The organism is Mesorhizobium sp. RSR380A (assembly GCF_054719385.1).
In genome coordinates, this window is sequence record NZ_JBTTIB010000001.1 from 2885338 (window position 1) to 2908210 (window position 22873).

A 22873-nucleotide genomic window follows, 5' to 3' on the forward strand; every position below is an offset into this window, starting at 1 on the left:
GGATAAGTCGCGCCCATCAGGCCCCTGACGGCAGGCTGTCGGCATTACCCATTGCCATTTTGTTCCGCTCCATGATTCTACTCCTCCAGGAGTAGGTTGATTCTATGCGTGAGATCATTTTCGATACCGAAACCACCGGACTCGACATGCGCGACGACCGCATCATCGAGCTTGGCGGCGTCGAGCTGGTCAACCGTTTCCCGACCGGCCGCACCTTCCACAAATTCATCAATCCGCAGGGGCGCGCCGTCCATGTCGAGGCGCAAGCCGTGCACGGCATCAGCGCCGCCGACCTCGTCGGCAAGCCGACCTTTGCCGAAATCGCCGAGGAATGGCTCGCCTTCACCGACGGCGCCAAGCTCGTCGCCCACAACGCCAGTTTCGACATCGGCTTCCTCAACACGGAATTCGGGCGGCTCGGCCAGCCGGCCATAGACACCGGGCGCGTCGTCGACACGCTGGCGCTGGCGCGGCGCAAGCATCCGATGGGCCCTAATTCGCTCGACGCGCTCTGCCGCCGCTACGGCATCGACAACGGCCACCGCACCAAGCACGGCGCGCTGCTCGATTCCGAGCTCCTGGCCGAAGTCTACATCGAACTCATCGGCGGCAAGCAGGCCGCACTTGTCCTCGACGCCGTCGTGGTGCAGCTCAACAGCAATGGCGACGTTGCCGATATCGACATCTCGATCGCCGCCAGGCCAATTGCCCTGCCGCCGCGCCTGACCGAGGGCGAGCGAGCGGCGCATGCGGGGCTGGTGGCGACGCTGGGCGAAAAGGCGCTGTGGCTGAAGGTGGCGGCGGGGTGAACGGATCGCGGAGGTAGCGTTCCGTCACCCCTCTCTGGCCTGCCGGCCATCTCCCCCTCAAGGGGGGAGATCAGCAGCTTCGCCGCTCCAGCCCATTCCTGCAACGTCTAAAGTTGGCGAAGGTCGCGATGACGGCCAATCTCCGCCCTTGAGGGGGAGATGCCTGGCAAGGCAGAGGGGGGTGCTGTCCCGCCAGCATCTCAGTATACAAAAAGCCCGGCACGAAGCCGGGCTTTCAACTCATGCGCGTGACGCTTGCCTTCAGCTCACCTTGACCTTCGATGCCGCCTGGTCCTCGGCCAGCTTCTGCTGGAACATCTGGGCGAAATCGATCGGGTCGAGCATCAGGGGCGGGAAGCCGCCATTGCGGGTGGCTTCGGCGATGATCTGGCGGGCGAACGGGAACAAAAGCCGCGGGCATTCGATGAACAGGATGGGCAGCATGTGCTCCTGCGGGAAGCCGGCGATGGCGAAGACGCCGCCATAGACCAGTTCGACATTGAACAGCACTTCCTGGTCGAAGGACGCCTTGGCGTTCAAGGTCAGATTGACGTCGAACTGCTTGTCGGAGAGCGGGTTGGCATTGACATTGACGTTGATCGCAATGCCTGGGGCCTTGTCGCGGCCGCGCAGCGAGTTCGGCGCGCCGGGGCTTTCGAAGGACAGGTCCTTCACATACTGGGCAAGCACGTTGAGCGACGGCTGCGCCGTTTCGCCGTTGCCGTTGGCGGCGCCGACCGGCGCGTCATCTTTGCTGGCCATGAGCCTTGTTCCTTTTGCCTGGACAGCAGCGCTGACCGAATTGAAATCGGGCGTTGGCTAGCATGGTCGGCAAGACAAGACAAGGTTTGCCGCCTTCAGGCCGGAAGGGGTCAATAGTCAGTCGTTGGCAAGGTGACGTTCAGTCGTCCTTCAGGCGGCGCCACGGCGAGTTATGGTCGGGACCGCGCTTGAAATCGTCCTCGCGCGAATAGTCGCCGTCGTCGAGGTCGATGACCTTGTCGCGCGACCTGCGGCGAAAACCGCCGGCGGTGAAATCGGTCGCGACGACGATGCGGCCCTTGAGCCTGCGCCAGGCAAGGTCGCGCACCGGCGGCAGGAACAGCAGCAGGCCGACAATATCGGTAATGAAGCCGGGGATGATCAACAGGATCGCGGCGACCACGATCATGGCGCCATGCGCGAGCTGGCGGCTGGGGTCGCCGCCGCCGGCCATCTCGGCGCGGACCCGCGCCATGACGCCAAAACCCTGGTGCCGGAGCAGAAGCACGCCGGCAATGCTTGAAGCCAGCACCAGGCCGACCGTGGCGAGCGCCCCGACCTCGCGGCCGACAATGACGAAACCGGCGATTTCCAGCAGCGGCAGCGCAAGCAGGAACAGAGGAAGGAAGGAAATGCGCAAGTCTTGACCGATCGTTTCCATGTTTGCCGGGCGGCGCATAATCGCCGCTGGCACTGAGGCCGTTAGATAGGTATGCCTGCCTTTGATTTGAATGATTGCGCCATGCGTTCTATATGCTTTGCATGTTTAACGCCATGCGACCGCCGCCCGATTGGCTGGCGGTCCCGGCCAGGTCAGGGATTGATTGGCGAAAGATATGGGATTCTTCGACTTCGGCACCATTTTCTTTCTGATTGCGGCGGTGGTGATCTTTTTCCAGCTGCGCAACGTGCTTGGCCGCCGCACGGGCAGCGAGCGCCCGCCCTTCGATCCGTACACGGCCAGCCGCACCGAGAAGGACGCGACCCAGAAGCCCGAAAATGTGGTTTCGCTGCCACGCAAGCGCATGCCGGGCGAGACGGCTGCCGAGACCTACGCGGCCATCGATGCCTTCGCCAAGCCCGACACCGACCTCAACAAGGGCCTGCGCGCGATCAAGGATAATGATCCCTCCTTCGACCCTAAAGTCTTCGTCGACGGCGCCAAGATGGCCTACGAGATGATCGTCATGGCCTATGCCGATGGCGACCGAAAAACGCTGAAGAACCTGTTGTCGCGCGAGGTTTTTGACGGCTTCGTTGCCGCGATTGGCGACCGCGAGGCGAAAGCCGAAAAGATCCAGTCCTCCTTCGTCGGCATCGACAAGGCCGACATCGTCTCGGCCGAGATGAAGGGCGGCGAGGCCCACATCACGCTGCGCATCGTGAGCGAACTGATTTCGGCGACCCGCGACAAGGCGGGTGCCGTCATCGATGGCGATCCCGAGACGGTGGCCGAGGTCAAGGATGTCTGGACCTTCGCCCGCGACACACGCTCGCGCGATCCGAACTGGAAGCTGGTCGCCACCGAGGAAGAAGACTGAGCCTATGCATGTCGCCCGGTGCGGGCAGCTTTTTTGGGATAGCGACATGCAGGCAAACATGGGCAGTGGCGAGGCTGAGGTGTCGCTCTCGCCGCTTTTCGTGGAAAAGTCCTTCGATGATCTTCCCGGTTGGAATTCCGATGACCATCTGCCCGCTTTCGAAGCCTTCCGCCGTTCGGCCTTTCATGTCCTGAACAAGCCCTACCGCACCGGTTCGTTGGGCGTACGGTTCGACGCGTTTGCCGGCGCTTATGACGAGGCGCGCACCGTTTCGCCGGCGAATCGGTCGGCGGCCAAGGCTTTTTTCGAGCGCCATTTCGCCTCGGTCCAGATTCGATCCGAAAACCCCGGCCTGGTCACCGGCTTCTACGAGCCCGAGGCCGAGGCCTCACCAGTGCGCACGGATGAATTCACGGCGCCGCTGCTGGCGCGGCCTTCCGATCTCGTCGACATCGATGATGCCAACCGTCCTCGAGGGATGGACGACTATCTCGCCTTCGCCCGCGATACGCCGCAGGGCCTGGTGGAGTATTTCGACCGCAGTGAGATCGAGAGAGGCGCGCTGGCCGGCCAAGGCCTGGAAATCGCCTGGCTTGCCGACAAGGTCGACGTCTTCTTCATCCATGTGCAAGGTGCGGCCAGGCTGAAGATGACCGACGGCCGGCTTTGCCGCGTCACCTACGCCGCCAAATCCGGCCAACGTTTCAGCGGTCCGGGGAAGATTCTCGCCGAACTCGGCGAAATCCCACTGGAAAAAGTGACGATGCAGTCTATCCGCGCTTGGTTCAGGGCGCATCCGGATCGCGTCGACGAGATCCTCTGGCAGAACCGCTCCTACATCTTCTTTCGCGAAGCCGATGTCGACGATGCCGCACTCGGTCCTATCGCCGCCGCCAAGGTGCCGTTGACGCCGGGCCGTTCGCTCGCGGTCGACCGGCTGCTGCACACATTCGGTACCCCCTTCTACATCGACGCTCCGTCGCTGACCGCCTTCGATGGAAAACCGTTCCGGCGGCTGATGATTGCGCAGGACACCGGTTCGGCCATCACCGGGCCGGCGCGGGGCGATCTGTTCGCCGGCTCCGGCGATGCGGCCGGCGAGATCGCCGGCGTCGTTCGCAATGCGGCCGATTTCTATGCCTTGGTTCCACGCGCTCTCGTTTCGGAATCGAATCGATGAACAAGCGCCCCGATAAACTCAATGAAGACGACCGGGTGCTGTGGAACCTGGTGGCGCGCACCGCCCGACCGTTGAAGGGCCGGACTGCGGTCGAGATTCCCGACATTGTCGTCGACCCCAAGCCGGCACAGACGCCGGTCGCTGTCGGTCCGGTCCTCGCCGCCAAGCCGAAGGCGCAGCATGTATCGCACGCGCTGGACGAGCCGACATTGGACAAGCTGAAGAAGGGCCGGCTGCCGATCGAAGGCCGCGTCGATCTGCATGGCATGACCCAGGACGAGGCCTATTCGCTGCTGTTTTCGTTCCTGCACCGGGCCCATGCCGGCGGCATCCGCTATGTCCTCGTCATTACGGGAAAAGGGTCGTCGTCGGGCGGCGACGGCGTCTTGCGGCGCGCCGTGCCTGCCTGGCTGTCGACGCCTGCCTTCCGGCCGCTGGTCTCCAGCCACGATCACGCCGCCCGCAACCACGGCGGTTCGGGCGCGCTCTACGTTCGACTCAGGCGAACCCGCTGATGACGCCCTTCGGCGAAAAACTGCGGGCGCTTCGAGCCGAGCGCGGCTTGCGCCAGAAGGACATGGCGCAGGCGATCGGAGTCAGCGCCGCCTATTTGTCGGCGCTGGAACATGGCCGCCGCGGCGCGCCGACCTGGACGCTGATCCAGAAGATCATCGGCTATTTCAACGTCATCTGGGACGATGCCGAAGAGCTGGCGCGTCTGGCCGAGGCCTCACATCCGCGGGTGAGACTCGATACGTCCGGCCTCAGTCCTGCCGCCACCGAGTTGGCCAATCTCCTGGCCGAAAACATCGAGAAGCTGGACGAAGCCGAGCTTGCCCGCATCACCGCGTCGATCCGGGCCGCACTGGAGCGGCGAGAGTAATCCGGTAAGCGATGCCAAGGCGCAAGGTTTGCTTGCGCTGTTCCTGAAAGCGATGCCCGCCGGCCGATAGCCAGCGGGCATATGTCACGATTACTTCGCGCCCGCCTGGCCGCCACGGCCGCCAGTGCTGTCATGATCGCCGCCGCGGCCACCGCCCAGGCAGTCCGAGTTGAGCTCGCAACAGCGATTGCCCCAGTTGTTGGTCTTGGCGCAACCGGTCTGATCGGCCATGGCGGATCCGGCCAAGGAAGACACCGCAACAACGGCGAGGAAGGCATTACGAAGGAAAGCAGTCATTTGAAGTCTCCATGTTTGGGTGGTTGGGTTCTGGTTACGGCTGTGTGTCGCCGCTGGAGACGGTTTGGTTCACGCAGGTAGCGAAATTTTTTGAGGAGGCGTTTCGAGAGATAAGATTTCGAGGGCCGCGCTGCCCTCATCCGCCTGCCGGCACCTTCTCCCCGTAGTGACGGGGGAAGGGAGATAGCCGCTGCGCCGGCACCTATTCCGCAGCGTTGATGAGGGGCGGCGCTGACTCATCCTGAAGATGGCGCGCGGGCCGATATCCCGCTCGTTCGAAAGCGTCGTGTCCTTACTGAACCGCGCCGACCAGTACCTGCTGGCCGCCGCGGATCGAGACCCAGCGGCCGGTGTTGTCGATGGCCTGCCGCTTGAGGAAGCGATAGCCGGTGGCGTCCCAGATCTTCACCTTGTCGGTCAGATTGTCGAGGACGTAGTCGCCCTTGTCGGTGCGCACGGTCAGCACGGCATGGCCTTCGCCATCCGGCTTGCGCACGACGGTGATCAAGAGATCGGCCAGCGACACGCCAGAGCGCGAGAGCTGGCGGCGCTTTTCCAGCACATAGTCTTCGCAATCGCCGACGCCCTTGTCGGGATAGGCCCAGACCTCGTCCTTGCCATAGATGTCGTAGTCGCTCATCGGCTTGACGGCGGCGTTGACCCTTGACGTCACGTTGATCAGCTTGCGCATGAAGGCGTCGGTCATCGCGGCGGGGTTGAGGTTGCTCGGCCGGATCGAGCATTCGCCGGGCTGGGTTTTACAGAAATCATAGTGGCCGATCGGCTGCGAGGTCATGCCGCCCGTCGCCATGGCGCCGCCTGCAAGTGCCGGCACTGCCCAGCACGCAGAGATCGCCAGCCCTGCTGCCGCCCACAAGCGCAGCGTCCGTGCTATCGGTGAGGAAGTCATTGTCCCCGTTCGCCCTTGTTGTTAACGAAAGGTTAAAGGGGATTTACACTCCGTGTCAATTATCGGGGGAGCCAGATTCTTCGGCATGGTTACCCGCGCCCGCCCAACAGCGTCTATTGTGCAACAGAACGCCTGTGGCGCGCAAAATCGCCCGCTTTTGCGGGCAATGCACGCTGCAGCCGGATCGAGCCTCAGCCTTTGGCGGAGCGGACCAGCTTGGGTTTCACCGCTACGCGTGTTTGGCGGCCGTAGCTTGTGATGAAATCGACGATGCGCGGCACGATTTCCGAGCGGAATCGCGACCCGTTGAAGACGCCGTAATGGCCGACGGCCGGCTGCATGTAATGCGCATGCCGGTCAGCCGGGATGTTGGGGCAGAGATCGTGGGCGGCCTGGGTCTGGCCGAGACCGGAAATGTCGTCGTTCTCGCCTTCGACCGTGAACAGCGCGACATTGCGGATCGCCTTGGTGTCGACCACCTCGCCGCGATGCGTCATCTCGCCCTTGGGCAGCGCATGGCGCACGAACACCGTGTCGACGGTCTGCAGATAGAATTCCGCCGTCAGGTCCATCACCGCCAGATATTCGTCGTAGAAATCGCGGTGCTTCTCGGCATTGTCGCCGTCATGCTTGACCAGGTGCATGAAGAAGTCCTTGTGCGCGGTGATGTGCCGGTCGAGGTTCATGCTCATGAAGCCCGACAACTGCAGGAAGCCCGGATAGACTTCGCGGCCGAAGCCCGGCACCGGCCAGGGCGCGTGCATGATGACGTTGTCGCGGAACCAGTCGATGCCCTTTTCCTTGGCCAGAAGATTGACCGCGGTCGGATTGCGGCGGGTGTCGATCGGCCCGCCCATCAACGTCATGGTCGAGGGCACGAAGGGATCGCCGCGCTTTTCCATCAGCGCCACCGCCGCCAGCACCGGCACCGAAGGCTGGCACACCGCCATCACATGGGTGTCCGGCCCCAGCGCATGCAGCATGTCGATGATGTAGTCGATATAATCGTCGAGGTCGAAATGGCCGTCGGTCACCGGCACCATGCGGGCATCGACCCAGTCGGTGATGTGCACGTCGGCATAGGGCAGCATCGCCTCGACCGTGCCGCGCAGCAGCGTCGCATAATGGCCCGACATCGGCGCCACAATGAGAAGCTTGGGGTCGGCCTTTCGCCCGGCGGGCACCGACCGCTCGAAGCGGGTAAGATTGCAGAACGGCTTCGACCACACCGTCTTTTCGCTGACCTCGACGCTCTTCCAGTCGACCACGGTCTTGCTCAGGCCGAAATGCGGCTTGCTGTAGCGGCGCGTCGTGCGCTCGAACAGTTCGGCGGTGGCGGCGACCGAGCGGCCCCACGGCGTATGCGAAAACGGATTGAGCGGGTTGGTGTAGAACAGCCGCACTGCATCGGCATAAAGCCGCGCGGGCTGCAGGGCGGCATGGTTCATTTCATAGAGCTGGTAGAACATCAGGTACTCCGCAGCTGCCGTGACCGAAGGGACGACGGACAGCGCCGAGCCTTGAATGTCTCGCGCGGAGGTTAACAAGATATTGCTGCGATGCAATACGTCACGTGGCGTGACATATGCCAATCTTTCGTCCAAGGCCTTGAGAAACCGCGTTGGGCGGGTGCAGCCGGCTCAATGTGCACTGCAAAATGCAAGGCTGTTGGACGACGGGGCAGGATGTGTCCGGCCCGATCGGGCCGGACTTGGACAGATCTAGACGCGCGCCATGCACACCGAGGTATGGCCGGAGCCGATGAAGCCGAGTTGGCCGGCGGCGCCCTTGGACAGATCGAGCACGCGCCCTTTGATGAACGGGCCGCGGTCGTTGATGCGCACGATGACGCTGCGGCCATTATTCTGGTTGGTCACTTTCAACTTGGTGCCGAAAGGCAGGCTGCGGTGCGCGGCGGTCAGCGCCGACGGGTTCATGCGTTCGCCATTGGCGGTCCTGGAATGCAGTGCGTACCAGGAGGCGCGGCCGCACTGGCCAGCGGCGGAGGAGGCGGATGCGGATGCACCGACCATCAGGCCAGCCGCGATCGTTACCGCGACAAGCGCGGTCTGGTTTGTTTTCTTCATGTTGGGGGGATTGGCTCCGTTTTCGACAGACCCCAGCCGTTAAGTGTCGAATAAGGCAGGAAATGCGGCAAGCATCGGGCAGTTCCGTGGCACCGGCACACGTTTGGAGTCGCTGGGAAACAGTTTGTCAGGCATCTTTCGTGTGGCGCGGCCGTATCGCCGGCGATATTGCGAGCTGTTTCACAGATTCCGTGAGCAAGGCAGGACGTTATAGTACAAGTAGAAGAGAGCGCGATTGGGCGCCGTCCTTTCGCTCTGTCATCACGGTCATGGCGCAGTTGACGATCGACTTCGGAAAGGAATCTTGGCGATGAGACTGTTCAGATATCTGCTGGCGCTGATCGTACTGGCCATCGGCGCGCTGTGGTCGCTGCAAGGCATTGGCGTGGTCGGCGGCAGCTTCATGACCGGCCAGTCGCAATGGCTCTATATCGGCATCGTGACCATGCTGGTCGGTTTCGCCGGGCTGGTATGGGCGAGCCGTTCGCCGGGGTGAGTTGCGACGAAAGTCGACCGCCACAGATCGACCCCACTCCGTCGAGCTTCGCTCGACACCTCTCCCCCGATCGACGGGGGAGAGGAAAGGCGCGAGCCTTGCAGGGGCGCGAACTTATGCGGCCTGGCTCCCTTCCTCTCCCTCCGGAGGGGGAGAGGTGGCGCCGCGAAGCGGTGACGGAGTGGGGGAAGGCGCTGGTCAAATCCGCAGTCGCAAACAGGGCCAACCCGGCGAGCAAGAAAACAGCCACCCCATATTGCCGGTCCATTCTGTTACCTATCTATCCGGCTCGGATAGAATGCCCTGCCCGCGACAGCACTACCCGAACAGCTGATCCAGAATCCTTCCCTCCAGCCTGGCAAGCTCGACCGAACCGCGCCGGCGCGGCCGCGCCACCGACACGTCGAGATCGAGCGCGATGCGGCCCTCGTCGATCACCACCACCCGGTCGGCGAGCGCAACCGCCTCGGCGACGTCATGCGTGACCAGCACGGCGGTGAATTTTTGCTCCAGCCAGATGCGTTCCAGAAGCTGCTGCATTTCGATGCGGGTCAGCGCATCGAGTGCGCCGAGCGGCTCGTCGAGCGCCAGAATCTTTGGCTGTCCGATCAGTGCACGCGCCAGCGCCACGCGCTGCTTCTGGCCGCCCGACAGCACCGAGGGCCATTCGTCGGCGCGGTCGGCGAGGCCGACTTCACCCAGGATGGCGAGCGCGCACCGCCTGGCTTCCGCACCGGTGGCAAGCCCGGTCAGCCCGACCTCGACGTTTTTCACCACGCTGGCCCAGGGCAACAGCCGCGGCTCCTGGAACATGAAGCGGCTCTCTTCGCCGGCGCCGGCCTTCGCCTCCGGCCCGAATGTAAGGGATCCAGCGGTTGGCCGATCGAGCCCGGCCAGCAGCCGCAACAGCGTACTCTTGCCGCAGCCGCTCTTGCCGATGACGGCCACAAACTGTCCGACGGGCACATCGAGATCGATGCCGTCGAGCACGACCTTGTCGCCAAAGCCCTTTTCCACGCCCTTGAAGGCAAAGGCGCGCTGCCTGTCGACGGCCTCCTCCGGCCGTGACGGTTCCGGCGCGGCGACGAAGGAACGGATGGCGGTCAGGCTGGCGGTTGGCATCGAACCCTCAGGCGTTCTGGAAGGCGGGATGCCAGCCGAGCGACAGCCGCTCGAGCAGGCGGGCGAAGCTGTCGGCAAGCTTGCCGAGCAGCGCATAGATCAGGATCGACAGCACGACGACATCGATCAGCAGGAATTCGCGTGCCTGCATGGCCATGTAGCCGAGGCCGGAACTGGCCGAGATGGTTTCGGCAACGATCAGCGTCAGCCACATGATGCCTAAGGCATAGCGCAGGCCGACGAAGATCGCCGGCAGCGCGCCGGGCAGGATCACCTGAAAAAACAACGCGCGGCGGTCCATGCCGTAGACCCGGCCCATCTCGACCAGATGCGGGTCGACGCTCTGGATGCCGAGCAGCGTGTTGACGTAGATCGGGAAGAACACGCCGAGCGCCACCAGGAACAGTTTTGCTTCCTCGTCGATGCCGAACCACAGGATGACCAGCGGGATCAGCGCCAGATGCGGGATGTTGCGGATCATCTGTAGCGTCGTGTCGGTCAGGCCGCGGCTGAGCGCCGACAGCCCGTTGGCAAGGCCGAGTGCAAAGCCGATCGAGCCGCCGATGGCAAAGCCGGCCAGCGCGCGCAGCGTGCTGACGCCGATGTTCTGTATCAGCTCGCCCGACAGCGTCAGCCGCCAGAAGGCCTCGGCCACCGCGCTCGGCGCCGGCAGCACATTGGCCGGCATCACGCCGGCGCGGCTGGCGGCTTCCCAGCCAATTATGACCAACGCCGGCAGCAGCCAGCCGATGCCGTTCTGTTTGACCCGTTGAGCCAGGCTCATGACGACGCCTGAAGGCGGTTGGCGCCGTGAAACCCGACGGCGAATTCATTGGCGATGTGCTCATGCGCCCGTGCCCGCCTGGTGCCCAGGCCGAGACGCGGGAACAGAAGCTCGGCGACGCGGTAGGCTTCCTCGAGATGCGGGTAGCCGGAGCCGATGATGGTGTCGATGCCGATCGCCTGATACTCGCGGATGCGCTCGACGATCTGCTCGGGCGAGCCGACCAAAGCTGTGCCGGCGCCGCCGCGCACCAGGCCGACGCCGGCCCACAGATTGGGCGAAACCACCAGCCTGTCGCGGCGGCCGCCATGCAGTTCGGCCATGCGCCGCTGTCCCACAGAGTCCATCTCCCTGGTGAAGCGGGCCTGGGCATTTTCGATCTGGGCATCGGTGACGTGGCTGATCAGCCGGTCGGCGGCGCGCCAGGCCTCTTCCTCGGTCTCGCGCACGATGAAATGCAGCCTGATGCCGAAACGCAGTTTGCGGCCGCGCCGTTCGGCTTTCTTGCGCGCAGCACTGAGCTTCTCGGCCACCTGTGCCGGCGGTTCGCCCCAGGTCAGGTACATGTCTACCAGATCGGCGGCGAGCTCCTGGCCCGCATCCGACGAGCCGCCGAAATAGAGCGGCGGCCGCTCCTGGCTCGGCAACAGGTCGAGGCGGCCATTGTCGACGCGGTAATATTTGCCGTTGAAATTGACGCTTTGGCCCGACACCAGCGCGCGCCAGATGGTTAGGAACTCCTGCGCCTGGGCATAGCGCTCGTCATGCGGCAGGAAGACACCGTCGCCGGCAAGCTCGGTCGGGTTGCCGCCGACCACGACGTTGAGCAGCAGGCGGCCATTGCTCAGCCGGTCGAGCGCCGCGGTCTGGCGCGCCGCGAAGGTCGGCAGCGTCACGCCGGGCCGCAGCGCCACCAGGAATTTGAGCTTTTCGGTCAGCGCCGCTAGTCCGGAAGCGGTGATCCAGGAATCCTCGCAATTCTGCCCGGTCGGCAAAAGCACGCCGGGAAAGCCGAGCCGGTCGACGGCCTGTGCGATCTCCTTGAAGTAAGCGAACTCCGGCGGCCGCTGCAGCTGTTCGGAGCCGAGATAGGAGCCGTCGCCATGCGTCGGGATGAACCAGAAGAAATCGAGCGGGCCGGCTTGCGGGCTTGATGAAGCGGTCATGGCGAAATCCCTGAAGCTTGAAACGGCAAAGGCGCCGGGCGTTTTCCGCCCGGCGCCACACGTGAAAGTTCAATTGCCCGGTGCGGTCCACACGGCGTCGGAGATGCGCACCGCGTTCGGAATCAGCTTGAGCTTGTAGAAGCGATCGGCTGTCGCCTGCTGGCCGGCGATGATCTCGTCGGTGATCGGGAAGATGCCGAATTTGGTGCGGTTGGCCGCGATCGTCTGTGCATCGAGCGGCACGCCGGTCACCTCATGCAGCGCCGCGGCAACCTTGTCGCGGTTCGCGTCCGCCCATTTCGCCGCCACGCCGAGCGCCGATATCGTCGTGGCGATCGTCTCCGGATGCGCCTTGGCGAAATCCTTGTTGGCGAGGAAATAGGTGTTCACCTTCAGCACCTCGCTGGAGCGCGCCAGCACGCGCGGCTGGTAGCGTGTCTCGGCGATGGCGTAGAACGGATCCCAGACCGCCCAGGCATCGATCTGGTCGCTGGCGAAAGCCGCCGCGGCATCGGCCGGGCTGAGATAGACCGGGGTGATCTGGTCGAAGGGGATGTTTGCTTTTTCGAGTGCCGCGACCAGCAGATTGTGCGCGCTGGTGCCTTTGCCGACGCCGATGCGCTTTCCCTTGAGGTCGGCGAGCGACTGGATCGGCGATGCCGGCTTGACGAAGATCGCTTCGCCGTCGCCATTGGCCGGCAGTGCCGCCGCATAGACGATGTTGGCGCCGGCCGACTGGCCGAAGATTGGCGGTGCGTCGCCGGTCCAGCCGACATCGATGGCGCCGACATTGAGCGCCTCGACCAGCGGCGGGCCGGCGGTGAATTCGACCCATTTCACCGCGACACCCTTGTCGCTCAGCGCCTTCTCGATCACCTGCTGCTGCCGGGCGATGACCGGCAGGCCGGTCTTCTGATAGCCGATGTTGAGCTGCTTCAACTCCTGCGCCGAGGCACTGAGCGAGGCAGCAATGCCCGCCGCCAAAAGGCCAAGGCCGAAAACGCGTCTGGTCAGGCTGAACATGATCCCTCTTCCTTCGCTGCGAACCGGCGCCGGGAAGGGCTCCCTGCCGTGGATGAGAGACAAGGCTAGGTAGCTCTATAAATTTAGTAGAGAAACGATTTTGCGAGTTGGCTGCTTGACGTGGAAATATTTTCTTCAGAACCCAGCGCTCGTCATCCTAGGGCGAAGCAAGGAGCGAAGCGACGCGGCGCAGACCCTAGGATCCATGCCGTGACGTTTGCCGTAGAGTGGAACGGATCAGAATGTCGCTTGTGCGCGAACCGAGGCTCGATACCCTGAAACCATGACCGGCTACGTCTACATGACTGCAAGCCAAAAACGCGGCACGATCTACATCGGCGTCACCAACGATCTCGCCCGCCGCATGCCTGAACACAAATCCGGCCAGGGCGCAGGCTTCACCAGCCGCTACGGTGTTCAACGGCTGGTCTGGTATGAGGAATTCTTCGACATCACCGATGCCATTCAACGCGAGAAGTCGCTGAAGCGATGGCCGAGACAGTGGAAGATCGAACTGATAGAGAAGGCCAATCCGGAGTGGTTTGAGCTGTTTCGCGGAACCGGGTGGTAGGCGCCCGGTTTGTTGCTCCCCTGGAGCGTAGCATCAGCGTCTCGGCATGGATCCTAGGGTCTGCGCCGCGTCGCTTCGCTCCTTGCTTCGCCCTAGGATGACGAAATCGCAAAGGCTGGCGCTAATCACCATCACCTCACTGCGACCAATACTGCCAGGCCCAGTAAAATCCCTCGTCGCGTGGCGGCAGGCGGTCGCGTTCGGCGTCGAGTTGCACCGGGGCCGGCGATTTCGGTTGCGGCTGTGACGACGAGTTCTCCCGCCAGGCGAGCAGCCAGTTGCCGAGGTGGGCGAACAGCACCGCGGTGGACTGGGTCATGACATCACTCCTTCTGTTCCGGATCGGCGGTCGCCGTGCTGCGAAGGGAAGCAGCCGGTCAAACCGGCAGAAACTTGTTGTCATTCCTTTCCCGCCCACGGAACCAGCTGACGCTCGATCCGGCGGATGATGAATTCCAGCACGAAGGCTATTGTCGCGATCACCACTATTCCCATCACCACGACATCGGTGACCAGGAACTGGGCGGCCGACTGGATCATGAAGCCGAGGCCGCGCGTTGCCGCCACCAGCTCGGCTGCAACCAGCGTCGACCAGCCGGCGCCGAGCGCGATGCGCAGGCCGGTGAGGATCGACGGCAGCGCGCTGGGCAGGATGACATGGCGCACCACTTGGCGCTGCGTCGCACCAAGCGAACGGGCCGCATCGATGCGCTCCTTTGAGACACCGCGCACGCCCGAGGCCGTCGACAGCGCCACCGGCGCCAGCATGGCAATGGCAATCACCAGGATCTTGGACGGCTCGCCGATGCCGAACCAGATGATGACCAGCGGCAGATAGGCGAGCGGCGGGATGGGCCGCAAAAATTCGAGCAACGGATCGAAGATGCCGCGCCCGACCGTCGAAATGCCGATAGCCAGCCCAACCGGAACGCCGATGACGATGGCCGCGAGCAGCGCCGCGAACACGCGGCCGAGGCTGGCGACGATATGCTGGAGCAAAGTCGCGTCGACGAAGCCGTCCTTGATCACCACGATGAACTTGGTCCACACGGCGGCGGGCGACGGCAGGAACACCGGCGACACCAGTTGCAGGCGCGCAGACAGCGCCCATGCCGCCAGCACGACCAGGATGGTGACGGCGCTGATCGCCCGCGAGGAAACCCCGCGCCGCTTCCGCACCGGCCGCGACCACGGCACCGAAATGGCATCGGCCTCGCCGGTCCCGGTGGCCGGCCGCTCGCTGTAGGAGGTGACGCTCATGCCGCCTCTCCTTCGAAGATCGCATCGGTCAGCTCGCCGCGCGCCGCGGCAAAGACTGGATCGGCCTTGATGGCGCGGATCGGCTCGCCTGCGGCATAGCGCCGGCTGAAACCGGTCTCGAATGTCCGCACCACGCGGCCCGGTCCGGGCGCCAAAACGACGATGCTTGTGGCCAGCACCAGCGCCTCCTCGATGCCGTGCGTGACCATCAGCACGCCGACCCGGCTTGCGGTCCACAGGTCGAGCAGCGTCGTCTGCATGCGCTCGCGCGTCAGCGCATCGAGTGCGCCGAGCGGTTCGTCGAGCAGCAGGAATTCCGGCTCGGCCGCGAGCGCTCGGGCGAGGCCGACGCGCTGGCGCATGCCGCCGGACAATTCCCAGATGCGTTTGTCGCCGACGCCGTCAAGCTTGACCAGCGCCAGCAACTGGTCGGCGCGGCGCGCCCGCTCGGCTTGCGGCACGCCGCGCAGCCTGAGCGCAAAGGCGACGTTTTCACGAGCCGTCAGCCAGGGAAACAGCGCATCGTTCTGGAACACGACCGCCCGGTCGGAGCCTGGGCCGGTGATCGGCCGGCCGCCGATCGTGGCGACCCCGCGCGCAGGCTCGACCAGGCCGGCGGCGACATTGAGCAGCGAGGTCTTGCCGCAGCCGGAGCGGCCGACCAGCACGACGAAATCACCCTTGGCGACATCGATGGAAACTCGGTCGACCGCCGGCGCTGCCTGGCCGTCATAGTGAACCGAGACCTTGTCGAGTACGAGATGCGGGTCGAGTACGAGATGCGGCATGAAAAGGGGCTCCGGAAGAAAATCAGCCTGCCCCGGCCCTCGTTAAGCGGATCCGGGACAGGCAGCACGCGGCGTCAGGGAAGAGGAAACCGCGCGTGTTCAGAGCAATTCCAGGAAAAGTGTGAAGCGGTTTTCCGTCCGGAATTGCGTAAAACTGAAGATCAGTTCGAGGCCAGAGCCTCGGTCACGTATTTCGACGACACGTATTTCGAATAGTCGGGCAGCACGGCGTCGATCTTGCCCTGCTCCTTGAGGAAGGCCGAAGCTGCCTCGATCGCCTTGACCGTGCCGCTGCCGAGGAATTTGTCGGAAGCCTGCTCTTCCAATGTCGGGAAGACGTAACCCTTGAGGAGCTGCGGCACCTCTTCCAGTTTGGCGCCGGTGATCTTGGCGATCTTGGCCGCTTCCGGCGACGAAACCGACCATGCCTCGGGCTTGGCCAGGAACTGGGCATAGGATTCGCCGGTCACCTTGACGAAATCGCGCACGGCGTCCGGGTTCTTTTCGGCGAAGTCGGTGCGCACGATCCAGGCGTCGAAGGTCGGCGCGCCCCAGGCGGCAACCTGCGAGGAATCCAGCACCACCTTGCCTGTCGTCTTGATCTGGCCGAGCGCCGGATCCCAGACATAGGCCGCGTCTATGTCGCCGCGAGCGAACGCGGCGGCTATTTCCGGTGGCCTGAGATTAAGGATTTCGACCGACTTCGGGTCGACGTTTTCGTGCTTCAGCGCGGCAAGCAGGCTGTAATGCGTGGTCGACACGAACGGCACCGCCACCTTCTTGCCGGCGAGGTCGGCGATCTTCTCGATGCCGGATCCATTGCGGGCGACCAGCGCCTCGGACTGGCCGATCAGGCCGACGACAAAGATGGTCTGGATCGGCAGTTCGCGGCTGGCGGCCGCGGCCAGCGGACTCGAGCCGACATAGCCGATATCGACCGAACCGGATGCGACGGCGGCGATGACATCGGCGCCGGAATCGAATTTGCGCCAGTCGATCGTGGCCTTGGTCGCCTTTTCATAGGCGCCGTCGGCCTGCGCTACTTTGGAAGGTTCGACCACCGTCTGGTAGCCGATGGTGATGTTGAGGTCCTGCGCCTGAGCCGGGCCGAGGAAGGCCGCACCCGCCAAAGCTGCCGACGACAGGAGGACAATGCGTCGCGAAATGCTGGACATGAAAGGCTCCATGAAAAATGAGAAAAACCGGATGCCTGTTCATAGTCAGCTAATTCTATCATTCTTGTAGAGTTAAATCGTTCCATGGAAAAAGCACTTGTTAGAAAAAAACCAACGGCTGATGCGGGCGCGGTGACCGGCCCGTGTCGGACCGTGCACAAACGCAAACGGCGCCCCCAAGGTGCTGAAGAGTTGGTGGTCCTGCCAACCCTCCTACGGAAGAGGCCTGATTTGGTGCTCGGCGCGCCGCTTGCGGCCTGCCGCAGGATCGATGTCGAGCCGTTGAGCCTCACCGACTTCCGCAGCGACGGCCACCGCTGGATGCTGCGCTCAAGCGGCGTGCCGGTGGCCGCCAAGGCCGCCCGGTCTCAGAGCGACAACGCGGCGTCCTGATATCGGGCGCAGGGCGGCGCCCGAGCTGTCGGGAGTCATGTTTCGCCGATCCGCGGGCTGCGACCCAAAATTCCCGGCAAAGCCCCAAATGGCGCAAATCCATGCTGTAAAAGACGGTTGATTTGAAAACACGTTCCGCGTGTTCGAGGGTAAGTATAGTAATCTTATCGACATTGGGAGCAGGAGCCGCCGCTCATCGCCGCAATCGCTCGCGGCTGGCTGTGACCTTAACGGCACAAAGCTTGCCAAAGTGGCCCCTGCGGCGTGAAAACGAAGCAAAATCAAGGTTTCTCGGCTTGTATATCATGTCAGTAGAATTTATGTGTCGAAGCAGCTTGCACGCGGCGGGGAGGCACGTCAGGCGTTTCGCAACCGATGGTTTGGGGCCATCGCCTGACAGAGAAACATTCGGTCTATGCTCACCAAAAAAGGCAAGTACGGCCTCAAGGCGCTGGTCCATCTGGCGCATCTGCCGGTGGGACAGCTCGCCTTCGTCGGCGACATCGCCAGCGGCAACAACATTCCGAAGAAATTCCTCGACGCCATTCTGGGCGAATTGCGCAATGCCGGTTTCGTCCAGAGCCGCAAGGGCAAGGATGGCGGCTATCGCTTGGCGCGCCCGGCCGACGAGATCAAGGTCGGCCATGTCGTGCGCGTGCTCGACGGACCGCTGGCGCCCATCCCCTGCGCCAGCCGCACCCAGTATCAGCGCTGTGAAGACTGCAATGAGGCGACATGCCAAGTCCGACATCTGATGCTCGAGGTCCGGCAGGCGATCGCCGAGGTGCTCGACCAGCGCACGCTGGCCGAGATGCGCGACATCGTCCTCGACGACCTTCCGGTCGCGAGGGACATCGACGAGCTTGCGCCGGCGCAAAAGGTCCCCGCCTGATCCTGAGCGTGCTCGCATGAGCGTCGCGCGCGCCAATTCGATCATCCCCAGCTCGATCATCATCGTCGGCGGCGGTGCCAGCGGCGTCGTGTTGGCCGCTCATCTGCTGAAGTCGCCCAACCCGGACCTTCGCGTCACGCTGATCGAAAAGCGTCCGCATTTCGGCCAGGGCATCGCCTATTCGACGCTTTTGTCGGCGCACGTGCTGAATGTCAGCGCCGCGGGGATGAGCGCCTATGCCGACGATCCCCTGAATTTCTGGCGCTGGTTGCAGGGGCGCGGCCTGATAAGCCAGGAACAGACGCCGCAGACACCCTTCTATGCACCGCGCAGCGTCTATGCCCGCTACCTCAAGGAAGTGCTCGACGAGCTCGAAGCGCGCGAAAAGGAAACCGGCCGTCTCAGGCTGATTCGCGAGGAAAGCCTGTCGATCTCGCCGACATCGTCCGGCGTCGAAGTGGTGCTGGCCAACGGCACCAGCGTCGTCGCGCATCTGGCGGTGCTTGCCACCGGCCATGACGAGCAGCCCGGCGCCGGCCAGGGCCACGCCATCCGCATGGGCACCGAGGCCGACACCGCGCTCGATCCTGAAGCCCGCGTGCTGGTGCTGGGCACCGGGCTCAGCATGGTCGATGCCTTCCTGTCGCTCGAGCAGCGCGGCCATCGCGGCGAGATCGTCGCCGTATCGCGGCGCGGGCTGCTGCCGTCGCCGCACCGCAAGGGCAACCCGATCAAGCTCGACGTCGCCGACATTCCGCTCGGCACGCAGCTCTCCTATTTCGTCGGCTGGTTCCGCGACCTGATCCGCGAAAACCAGAAGGCCGGCATCGACTGGCGCGACGTCGTCGATGGGCTGCGACCCTTCAATCAGAAGATCTGGCAGAACTGGCCGTCCTCTGCCAAGCGCCGCTTCGTCGAGCACACCAAGGCCTGGTGGGACATCCATCGCCATCGGCTGGCGCCCGAGGTGCATGCCCGCGTCACCGAGGCGGTGCGCACCGGCCGCATCCGCCCGGTCGCCGGCCGTGTCGTCGGCATCGAGGCCGGCGATGGATTCACCGTCGGCATCCAGTCCCGCCACACAAAGGCGCTGGAAACGCTGCAGGTCGCGCGCATCTATGATTGCACCGGCATCGCCCGCGACATCTCGACGACGTCAAACAGCGTCGTGCGCTCGCTGGTCGACCGCGGCCTGGCGCGGCCCGACCCGCTGCGGCTTGGCCTCGATGTAACGGCCAAGTGCGAAATCATCGCCGGCGACGGCACCGCATCGGCCAAGATCCTCGCCGTCGGGCCGCTGACCCGCGGCACCTTCTTCGAGATCGACGCCATCCCCGACATCCGCGTGCAATGCGCTAGGCTGACCAAGCAGCTGCTGGGGTAAAGCTGTTGACGTCGGCGGGATAGCACTCCCCTCAGAGGGGAGTGGGAAGGATCGCTACGGAGGGTGTTGGGCTTGAGTCCAAAGCCCGCCTCAAACTGGAATTCCATTCCCCCTCTCGCCGGTTGATTGGCACGATCTACCTTCTTTCCGACTGCAAACGGCCGGAAAAGAAGCTACGCTGCCGCTCTGCCCCCGAGGCGGTCGCTTGTTCAAGGGAGCACATCGATATGAGCGAGCACGGAAAAGCTGCGCCAGGCAGTTCGGACGGCGCGTTATCCCGCCTGCGTCCGCCCTACGCCTCGGTGCTCGACCTCATCGGCCAGACGCCGGTGGTCGAACTGACCAAATTCGACACCGGCAAGTGCCGGCTGTTCATCAAGCTCGAAAGCCAGAATCCCGGCGGTTCGATCAAGGACCGCATTGCGCTGTCGATGATTGCCGCGGCCGAGAAGGAAGGCAAGCTCAAGCGCGGCGGCACCATCGTCGAGGCGACCGCCGGGAATACCGGCCTCGGCCTCGCCCAGGTCGGCATCCCCAAGGGCTACCGCATCATCCTCGTCGTGCCCGACAAGATGTCGCGCGAAAAGATCCAGCATCTGCGCGCGCTCGGCGCCGAAGTGCGCATGACGCGCTCCGATGTCGGCAAGGGCCATGCCGAATATTACCAGGACATGGCCGAGAAGATCGCATCGGAAACGCCCGGCGCCTTCTACGCCAACCAGTTCGCCAACCCGGCCAACCCCGAGGCGCATGAGACCACCACCGGACCGGAAATCCTTGCCCAGCTCGATGGCGACCTCGACGCCGTGGTCGTCGGCGTCGGCTCCGGCGGCACGCTGACCGGGCTTGGCCGCTACTTCGCCAGAACATCGCCGAAGACCGAAATGGTGCTGGCCGATCCGGTGGGGTCGGTGCTGGCGCCGCTGATCAAGACCGGCAAGATGGAAGAGGCCGGCAGCTGGACCGTCGAAGGCATCGGCGAGGATTTTGTGCCGCCCAATGCCGATCTGTCGCTGGTCAGGAAAGCCTATTCCATCCCAGACAAGCAGAGCATGCTGGCCGTGCGGGACCTGCTTTCGAAGGAAGGCATTCTCGCCGGCTCGTCTTCCGGCACGCTGCTGTCGGCCGCGCTTCGCTATTGCCGCGAGCAGACGACAGCGAAACGCGTCGTCACCTTCGTCTGCGACAGCGGCAACAAATATCTGTCCAAGGTGTTCGACGATTTCTGGCTGGCCGAACAGGGGCTGGCCGAACAGGAACAGCATGGCGATCTGCGCGACCTTGTCATGCGCTCGCACCGCACCGGCGACACCGTCTATGTCGGCCCCGACGAAAGCCTGCTCAACGCCTATGGCCGCATGCGCCGCTCCGATGTCTCGCAGCTGCCGGTGCTGGACAATGGCAAGCTGGTCGGCATTATCGATGAGGGCGATATATTGGCCAAGGTCGACGGCCCCTATGACGGCCGCTGGGACCGCTTCAACGCCCCGGTGCGCACCGCCATGACCTCCAATCTGCACACGCTGCAGGCCAGCCAGACGCTGGATGCGCTGCTGCCGGTGTTCGACCGCAACGAGGTCGCCATCATCTTCGATGGCGACGAGTTCGTCGGCCTGATAACCCGTATCGACCTGATCAACCATTTGAGGCGCGCACGATGACTGCTGAAACATCCCCATCGGGCAAGAACCGCCTGGCTTTTTCCACGCGCACCATCCATGGCGGCCAGAGCCATGACCCGCTGACCGGCGCGGTGATGGTGCCAATCTACGCGACCTCGACCTATGGCCAGCAGTCGCCCGGCGTGCACAAGGGGTTTGAGTACGCCCGCAGCCAAAACCCGACCCGCTTTGCCTTCGAGCGCGCGGTGGCCGATCTCGAGAGCGGCTCGGCCGCCTTTGCCTTTGCTTCCGGCCTGGCGGCGATCTCGACCGTGCTTGAGCTGCTCGACAGCGGCGCCCATATCGTTGCAACCGACGACATCTATGGCGGCTCGTTCCGGCTGATGGAGCGGGTGCGCAAGCGCTCGGCCAATCTGCAGGTGAGTTCTGTGGACTTCACCGATCTGGCGGCGGTGGAAGCAGCGATTCGCCCGGAGACAAAACTGCTCTGGGTCGAAACTCCGACCAATCCGCTGCTGCGTATCGTCGACCTCGAAGGCGTTGCGGCACTCGCCAGGCGCAAAGGGGTTTTGACGGTCGCCGACAACACGTTCTGCAGCCCCTACATCCAGCGGCCGCTTGAACTCGGCATCGACATCGTCGTCCACTCGACGACGAAATATCTCAACGGCCATTCCGACATGGTCGGCGGCGTCGCCATCGTCGGCGACAACAAGGATTTGGCGGCCCAGCTGAAATTCCTGCAGAACGCCATCGGCGCCATCTCCGGTCCCTTCGACAGTTTTCTCGCGCTGCGCGGCATCAAGACACTGGCGCTCAGGATGGAGCGGCATTCCACGAACGGCCTGAAGATTGCGCAGTGGCTGGAGGCGCGAAAAGATGTGCGCCGCGTCGTCTATCCCGGCCTGGCCAGCCATCCGCAGCACGCCATCGCCGTCCAACAGATGCATGCCTTCGGCGGCATGATCTCGGTCGACCTCGACCGCGAACTCGCCGGCACCAAACGCTTCCTCGAACGGACGCAACTGTTCACGCTGGCTGAAAGCCTCGGCGGCGTCGAAAGCCTGATCGAACACCCGGCGCTGATGACGCACGGCTCGATCCCGGCGGAAAAGCGCGCGGAAATCGGCATTTCGGATTCGCTGGTGCGGTTGTCGGCGGGGATAGAGGATGGCGATGATCTGATCGCCGATCTGGAGCAGGCGTTGCGGGGGTAGGCGTACCGGGTGCGTACCGATGACAATGAGGGGCGGCGCTGACCATCAAGATTAAATCCCAATCCGCCGCGCGTTAACACATTCAGCAGCCTTTGCTTAACCCTTCGCCGCTATGTCCCGCCTGGGGTGGCATGGCGAGAGTGAGTGTGATGGACAACAGCCCGGAAAAGCGCAGCGAATGGCGAGCCATCTTTTATGTGCAGGCCCGCGTGGCCATCCTGTTCGTCCCGGTCGTCGCCAGTCTTCTGATCATTGCCGCACTTGCCGGCAACGACCACAGTCCCGACGCCCTCGACCGCACGGTTACTGGCTCCATAAAATAAACAGGGCTTCTTGTGCAGAAGGACCTAGCCTCCCACAAGGGCGGGGCAATCGCGTAGGACAGCGCCTGCCCCCACTCCGTCCGCTTCGCGGCCACCTCTCCCCCCATGTCCATGGGGGATGAGGAAACCCAAGCCTTTCAGGCTGCGAGCTCGGTGGTTGACATTTCCTCTCCCCCACGAATGTGGGG

General features: G+C 63.8%; 27 protein-coding genes. 13 read left to right on the forward strand and 14 right to left on the reverse strand.

Features of this window, described 5'->3' with window-relative positions; genetic code table 11:
• Positions 1 to 104: 104 nt before the first annotated feature.
• On the forward strand, positions 105 to 809 hold the full coding sequence (dnaQ, locus tag ACYG9Z_RS13930; RefSeq protein WP_023698097.1) for a DNA polymerase III subunit epsilon: 705 nt from the start codon (positions 105 to 107) through the stop codon (positions 807 to 809).
• A 261-nt stretch (positions 810 to 1070) separates the two neighbouring features.
• Here the strand turns inward: dnaQ and secB are convergent, their stop codons facing one another.
• Together secB and ACYG9Z_RS13940 are read right to left on the reverse strand one after the other, a co-directional pair.
• Positions 1071 to 1571 (reverse strand): protein-export chaperone SecB, encoded by a 501-nt coding sequence (gene secB, locus ACYG9Z_RS13935; RefSeq protein ID WP_023672105.1) that lies wholly within the window; start codon positions 1569 to 1571, stop codon positions 1071 to 1073.
• 139 nt (positions 1572 to 1710) lie between these two features.
• The gene (locus tag ACYG9Z_RS13940; RefSeq protein ID WP_023750998.1) at positions 1711 to 2211 is read right to left on the reverse strand and encodes an FxsA family protein; all 501 of its coding nucleotides are present in this window, start codon (positions 2209 to 2211) and stop codon (positions 1711 to 1713) included.
• A 196-nt stretch (positions 2212 to 2407) separates the two neighbouring features.
• Between ACYG9Z_RS13940 and ACYG9Z_RS13945 the strand changes: the two genes are divergently transcribed.
• The 4 genes from ACYG9Z_RS13945 (at position 2408) to ACYG9Z_RS13960 (ending at position 5175) form a co-directional block, all read left to right on the forward strand.
• The gene (locus ACYG9Z_RS13945) at positions 2408 to 3112 is read left to right on the forward strand and encodes a Tim44/TimA family putative adaptor protein (RefSeq protein WP_023672103.1); all 705 of its coding nucleotides are present in this window, start codon (positions 2408 to 2410) and stop codon (positions 3110 to 3112) included.
• 79 nt (positions 3113 to 3191) lie between these two features.
• On the forward strand, positions 3192 to 4292 hold the full coding sequence (gene mltA / locus ACYG9Z_RS13950; RefSeq protein ID WP_023752823.1) for a murein transglycosylase A: 1101 nt from the start codon (positions 3192 to 3194) through the stop codon (positions 4290 to 4292).
• Positions 4289 to 4807: a Smr/MutS family protein gene (locus tag ACYG9Z_RS13955; RefSeq protein WP_023752822.1), complete on the forward strand. Its 519-nt coding sequence runs from the start codon at positions 4289 to 4291 to the stop codon at positions 4805 to 4807. The genes mltA and ACYG9Z_RS13955 overlap by 4 nt, the downstream gene beginning before the upstream one ends.
• Positions 4807 to 5175, forward strand: a complete 369-nt coding sequence (locus ACYG9Z_RS13960; RefSeq protein WP_023687588.1) for a helix-turn-helix domain-containing protein — start codon at positions 4807 to 4809, stop codon at positions 5173 to 5175. The genes ACYG9Z_RS13955 and ACYG9Z_RS13960 overlap by 1 nt, the downstream gene beginning before the upstream one ends.
• A gap of 90 nt (positions 5176 to 5265) precedes the next feature.
• Here ACYG9Z_RS13960 and ACYG9Z_RS13965 read toward each other — a convergent pair whose 3' ends face one another.
• The 4 genes from ACYG9Z_RS13965 to ACYG9Z_RS13980 form a co-directional block, all read right to left on the reverse strand.
• Positions 5266 to 5472, reverse strand: coding sequence for a hypothetical protein (locus ACYG9Z_RS13965; RefSeq protein WP_023710325.1), 207 nt, complete (start codon positions 5470 to 5472; stop codon positions 5266 to 5268).
• A 292-nt stretch (positions 5473 to 5764) separates the two neighbouring features.
• A complete protein-coding gene (locus tag ACYG9Z_RS13970; protein ID WP_023752821.1) occupies positions 5765 to 6382 on the reverse strand; it encodes a transglutaminase-like cysteine peptidase in 618 nt (205 codons plus the stop codon).
• Positions 6383 to 6573: 191 nt separating this feature from the next.
• A complete protein-coding gene (locus tag ACYG9Z_RS13975; protein WP_023686051.1) occupies positions 6574 to 7851 on the reverse strand; it encodes a polyhydroxyalkanoate depolymerase in 1278 nt (425 codons plus the stop codon).
• A gap of 252 nt (positions 7852 to 8103) precedes the next feature.
• The gene (locus ACYG9Z_RS13980; RefSeq protein ID WP_023752820.1) at positions 8104 to 8469 is read right to left on the reverse strand and encodes a septal ring lytic transglycosylase RlpA family protein; all 366 of its coding nucleotides are present in this window, start codon (positions 8467 to 8469) and stop codon (positions 8104 to 8106) included.
• A 310-nt stretch (positions 8470 to 8779) separates the two neighbouring features.
• Between ACYG9Z_RS13980 and ACYG9Z_RS13985 the strand changes: the two genes are divergently transcribed.
• Positions 8780 to 8965, forward strand: a complete 186-nt coding sequence (locus tag ACYG9Z_RS13985) for a hypothetical protein (RefSeq protein WP_023686050.1) — start codon at positions 8780 to 8782, stop codon at positions 8963 to 8965.
• A gap of 318 nt (positions 8966 to 9283) precedes the next feature.
• On the opposite strand, the gene ACYG9Z_RS13990 is transcribed toward ACYG9Z_RS13985, so the two are convergent.
• The 4 genes from ACYG9Z_RS13990 to ACYG9Z_RS14005 all read right to left on the reverse strand — a co-directional run bounded on the left by ACYG9Z_RS13990 (position 9284) and on the right by ACYG9Z_RS14005 (position 13060).
• Positions 9284 to 10087, reverse strand: a complete 804-nt coding sequence (locus ACYG9Z_RS13990; RefSeq protein ID WP_023714416.1) for an ATP-binding cassette domain-containing protein — start codon at positions 10085 to 10087, stop codon at positions 9284 to 9286.
• A 7-nt stretch (positions 10088 to 10094) separates the two neighbouring features.
• Entirely contained in the window at positions 10095 to 10871 is a 777-nt protein-coding gene (locus ACYG9Z_RS13995; RefSeq protein WP_023706945.1) for an ABC transporter permease subunit, read from the reverse strand.
• Positions 10868 to 12037, reverse strand: coding sequence for an FMNH2-dependent alkanesulfonate monooxygenase (ssuD, locus tag ACYG9Z_RS14000; protein ID WP_023714417.1), 1170 nt, complete (start codon positions 12035 to 12037; stop codon positions 10868 to 10870). Before ssuD ends, ACYG9Z_RS13995 begins: the two co-directional genes overlap by 4 nt.
• Positions 12038 to 12106: 69 nt before the next feature.
• On the reverse strand, positions 12107 to 13060 hold the full coding sequence (locus ACYG9Z_RS14005) for a sulfonate ABC transporter substrate-binding protein (protein WP_023687582.1): 954 nt from the start codon (positions 13058 to 13060) through the stop codon (positions 12107 to 12109).
• Positions 13061 to 13343: 283 nt separating this feature from the next.
• Between ACYG9Z_RS14005 and ACYG9Z_RS14010 the strand changes: the two genes are divergently transcribed.
• Positions 13344 to 13631: a GIY-YIG nuclease family protein gene (locus ACYG9Z_RS14010; protein WP_023710330.1), complete on the forward strand. Its 288-nt coding sequence runs from the start codon at positions 13344 to 13346 to the stop codon at positions 13629 to 13631.
• Between the two features lie 136 nt (positions 13632 to 13767).
• On the opposite strand, the gene ACYG9Z_RS14015 is transcribed toward ACYG9Z_RS14010, so the two are convergent.
• The 4 genes from ACYG9Z_RS14015 to tauA form a co-directional block, all read right to left on the reverse strand.
• On the reverse strand, positions 13768 to 13950 hold the full coding sequence (locus tag ACYG9Z_RS14015; RefSeq protein WP_023672089.1) for a hypothetical protein: 183 nt from the start codon (positions 13948 to 13950) through the stop codon (positions 13768 to 13770).
• Between the two features lie 80 nt (positions 13951 to 14030).
• A complete protein-coding gene (locus ACYG9Z_RS14020) occupies positions 14031 to 14891 on the reverse strand; it encodes an ABC transporter permease subunit (RefSeq protein ID WP_023672088.1) in 861 nt (286 codons plus the stop codon).
• The gene (locus ACYG9Z_RS14025; RefSeq protein WP_023752819.1) at positions 14888 to 15679 is read right to left on the reverse strand and encodes a taurine ABC transporter ATP-binding protein; all 792 of its coding nucleotides are present in this window, start codon (positions 15677 to 15679) and stop codon (positions 14888 to 14890) included. Before ACYG9Z_RS14025 ends, ACYG9Z_RS14020 begins: the two co-directional genes overlap by 4 nt.
• Before the next feature lie 161 nt (positions 15680 to 15840).
• On the reverse strand, positions 15841 to 16854 hold the full coding sequence (gene tauA, locus ACYG9Z_RS14030) for a taurine ABC transporter substrate-binding protein (protein WP_023752818.1): 1014 nt from the start codon (positions 16852 to 16854) through the stop codon (positions 15841 to 15843).
• Positions 16855 to 16938: 84 nt separating this feature from the next.
• Between tauA and ACYG9Z_RS14035 the strand changes: the two genes are divergently transcribed.
• The 6 genes from ACYG9Z_RS14035 to ACYG9Z_RS14060 all read left to right on the forward strand — a co-directional run bounded on the left by ACYG9Z_RS14035 (position 16939) and on the right by ACYG9Z_RS14060 (position 22685).
• Positions 16939 to 17247 (forward strand): hypothetical protein, encoded by a 309-nt coding sequence (locus ACYG9Z_RS14035; protein WP_156931603.1) that lies wholly within the window; start codon positions 16939 to 16941, stop codon positions 17245 to 17247.
• A 415-nt stretch (positions 17248 to 17662) separates the two neighbouring features.
• Entirely contained in the window at positions 17663 to 18139 is a 477-nt protein-coding gene (locus tag ACYG9Z_RS14040; RefSeq protein WP_023672084.1) for an RrF2 family transcriptional regulator, read from the forward strand.
• Positions 18140 to 18155: 16 nt separating this feature from the next.
• Positions 18156 to 19523, forward strand: a complete 1368-nt coding sequence (locus tag ACYG9Z_RS14045; RefSeq protein ID WP_023752817.1) for an FAD/NAD(P)-binding protein — start codon at positions 18156 to 18158, stop codon at positions 19521 to 19523.
• A 227-nt stretch (positions 19524 to 19750) separates the two neighbouring features.
• On the forward strand, positions 19751 to 21184 hold the full coding sequence (locus ACYG9Z_RS14050; RefSeq protein ID WP_023692936.1) for a pyridoxal-phosphate dependent enzyme: 1434 nt from the start codon (positions 19751 to 19753) through the stop codon (positions 21182 to 21184).
• On the forward strand, positions 21181 to 22362 hold the full coding sequence (locus tag ACYG9Z_RS14055) for a trans-sulfuration enzyme family protein (protein ID WP_023752816.1): 1182 nt from the start codon (positions 21181 to 21183) through the stop codon (positions 22360 to 22362). Before ACYG9Z_RS14050 ends, ACYG9Z_RS14055 begins: the two co-directional genes overlap by 4 nt.
• Before the next feature lie 149 nt (positions 22363 to 22511).
• Positions 22512 to 22685, forward strand: coding sequence for a hypothetical protein (locus tag ACYG9Z_RS14060; RefSeq protein ID WP_023752815.1), 174 nt, complete (start codon positions 22512 to 22514; stop codon positions 22683 to 22685).
• The last annotated feature ends 188 nt before the right edge of the window (positions 22686 to 22873 follow it).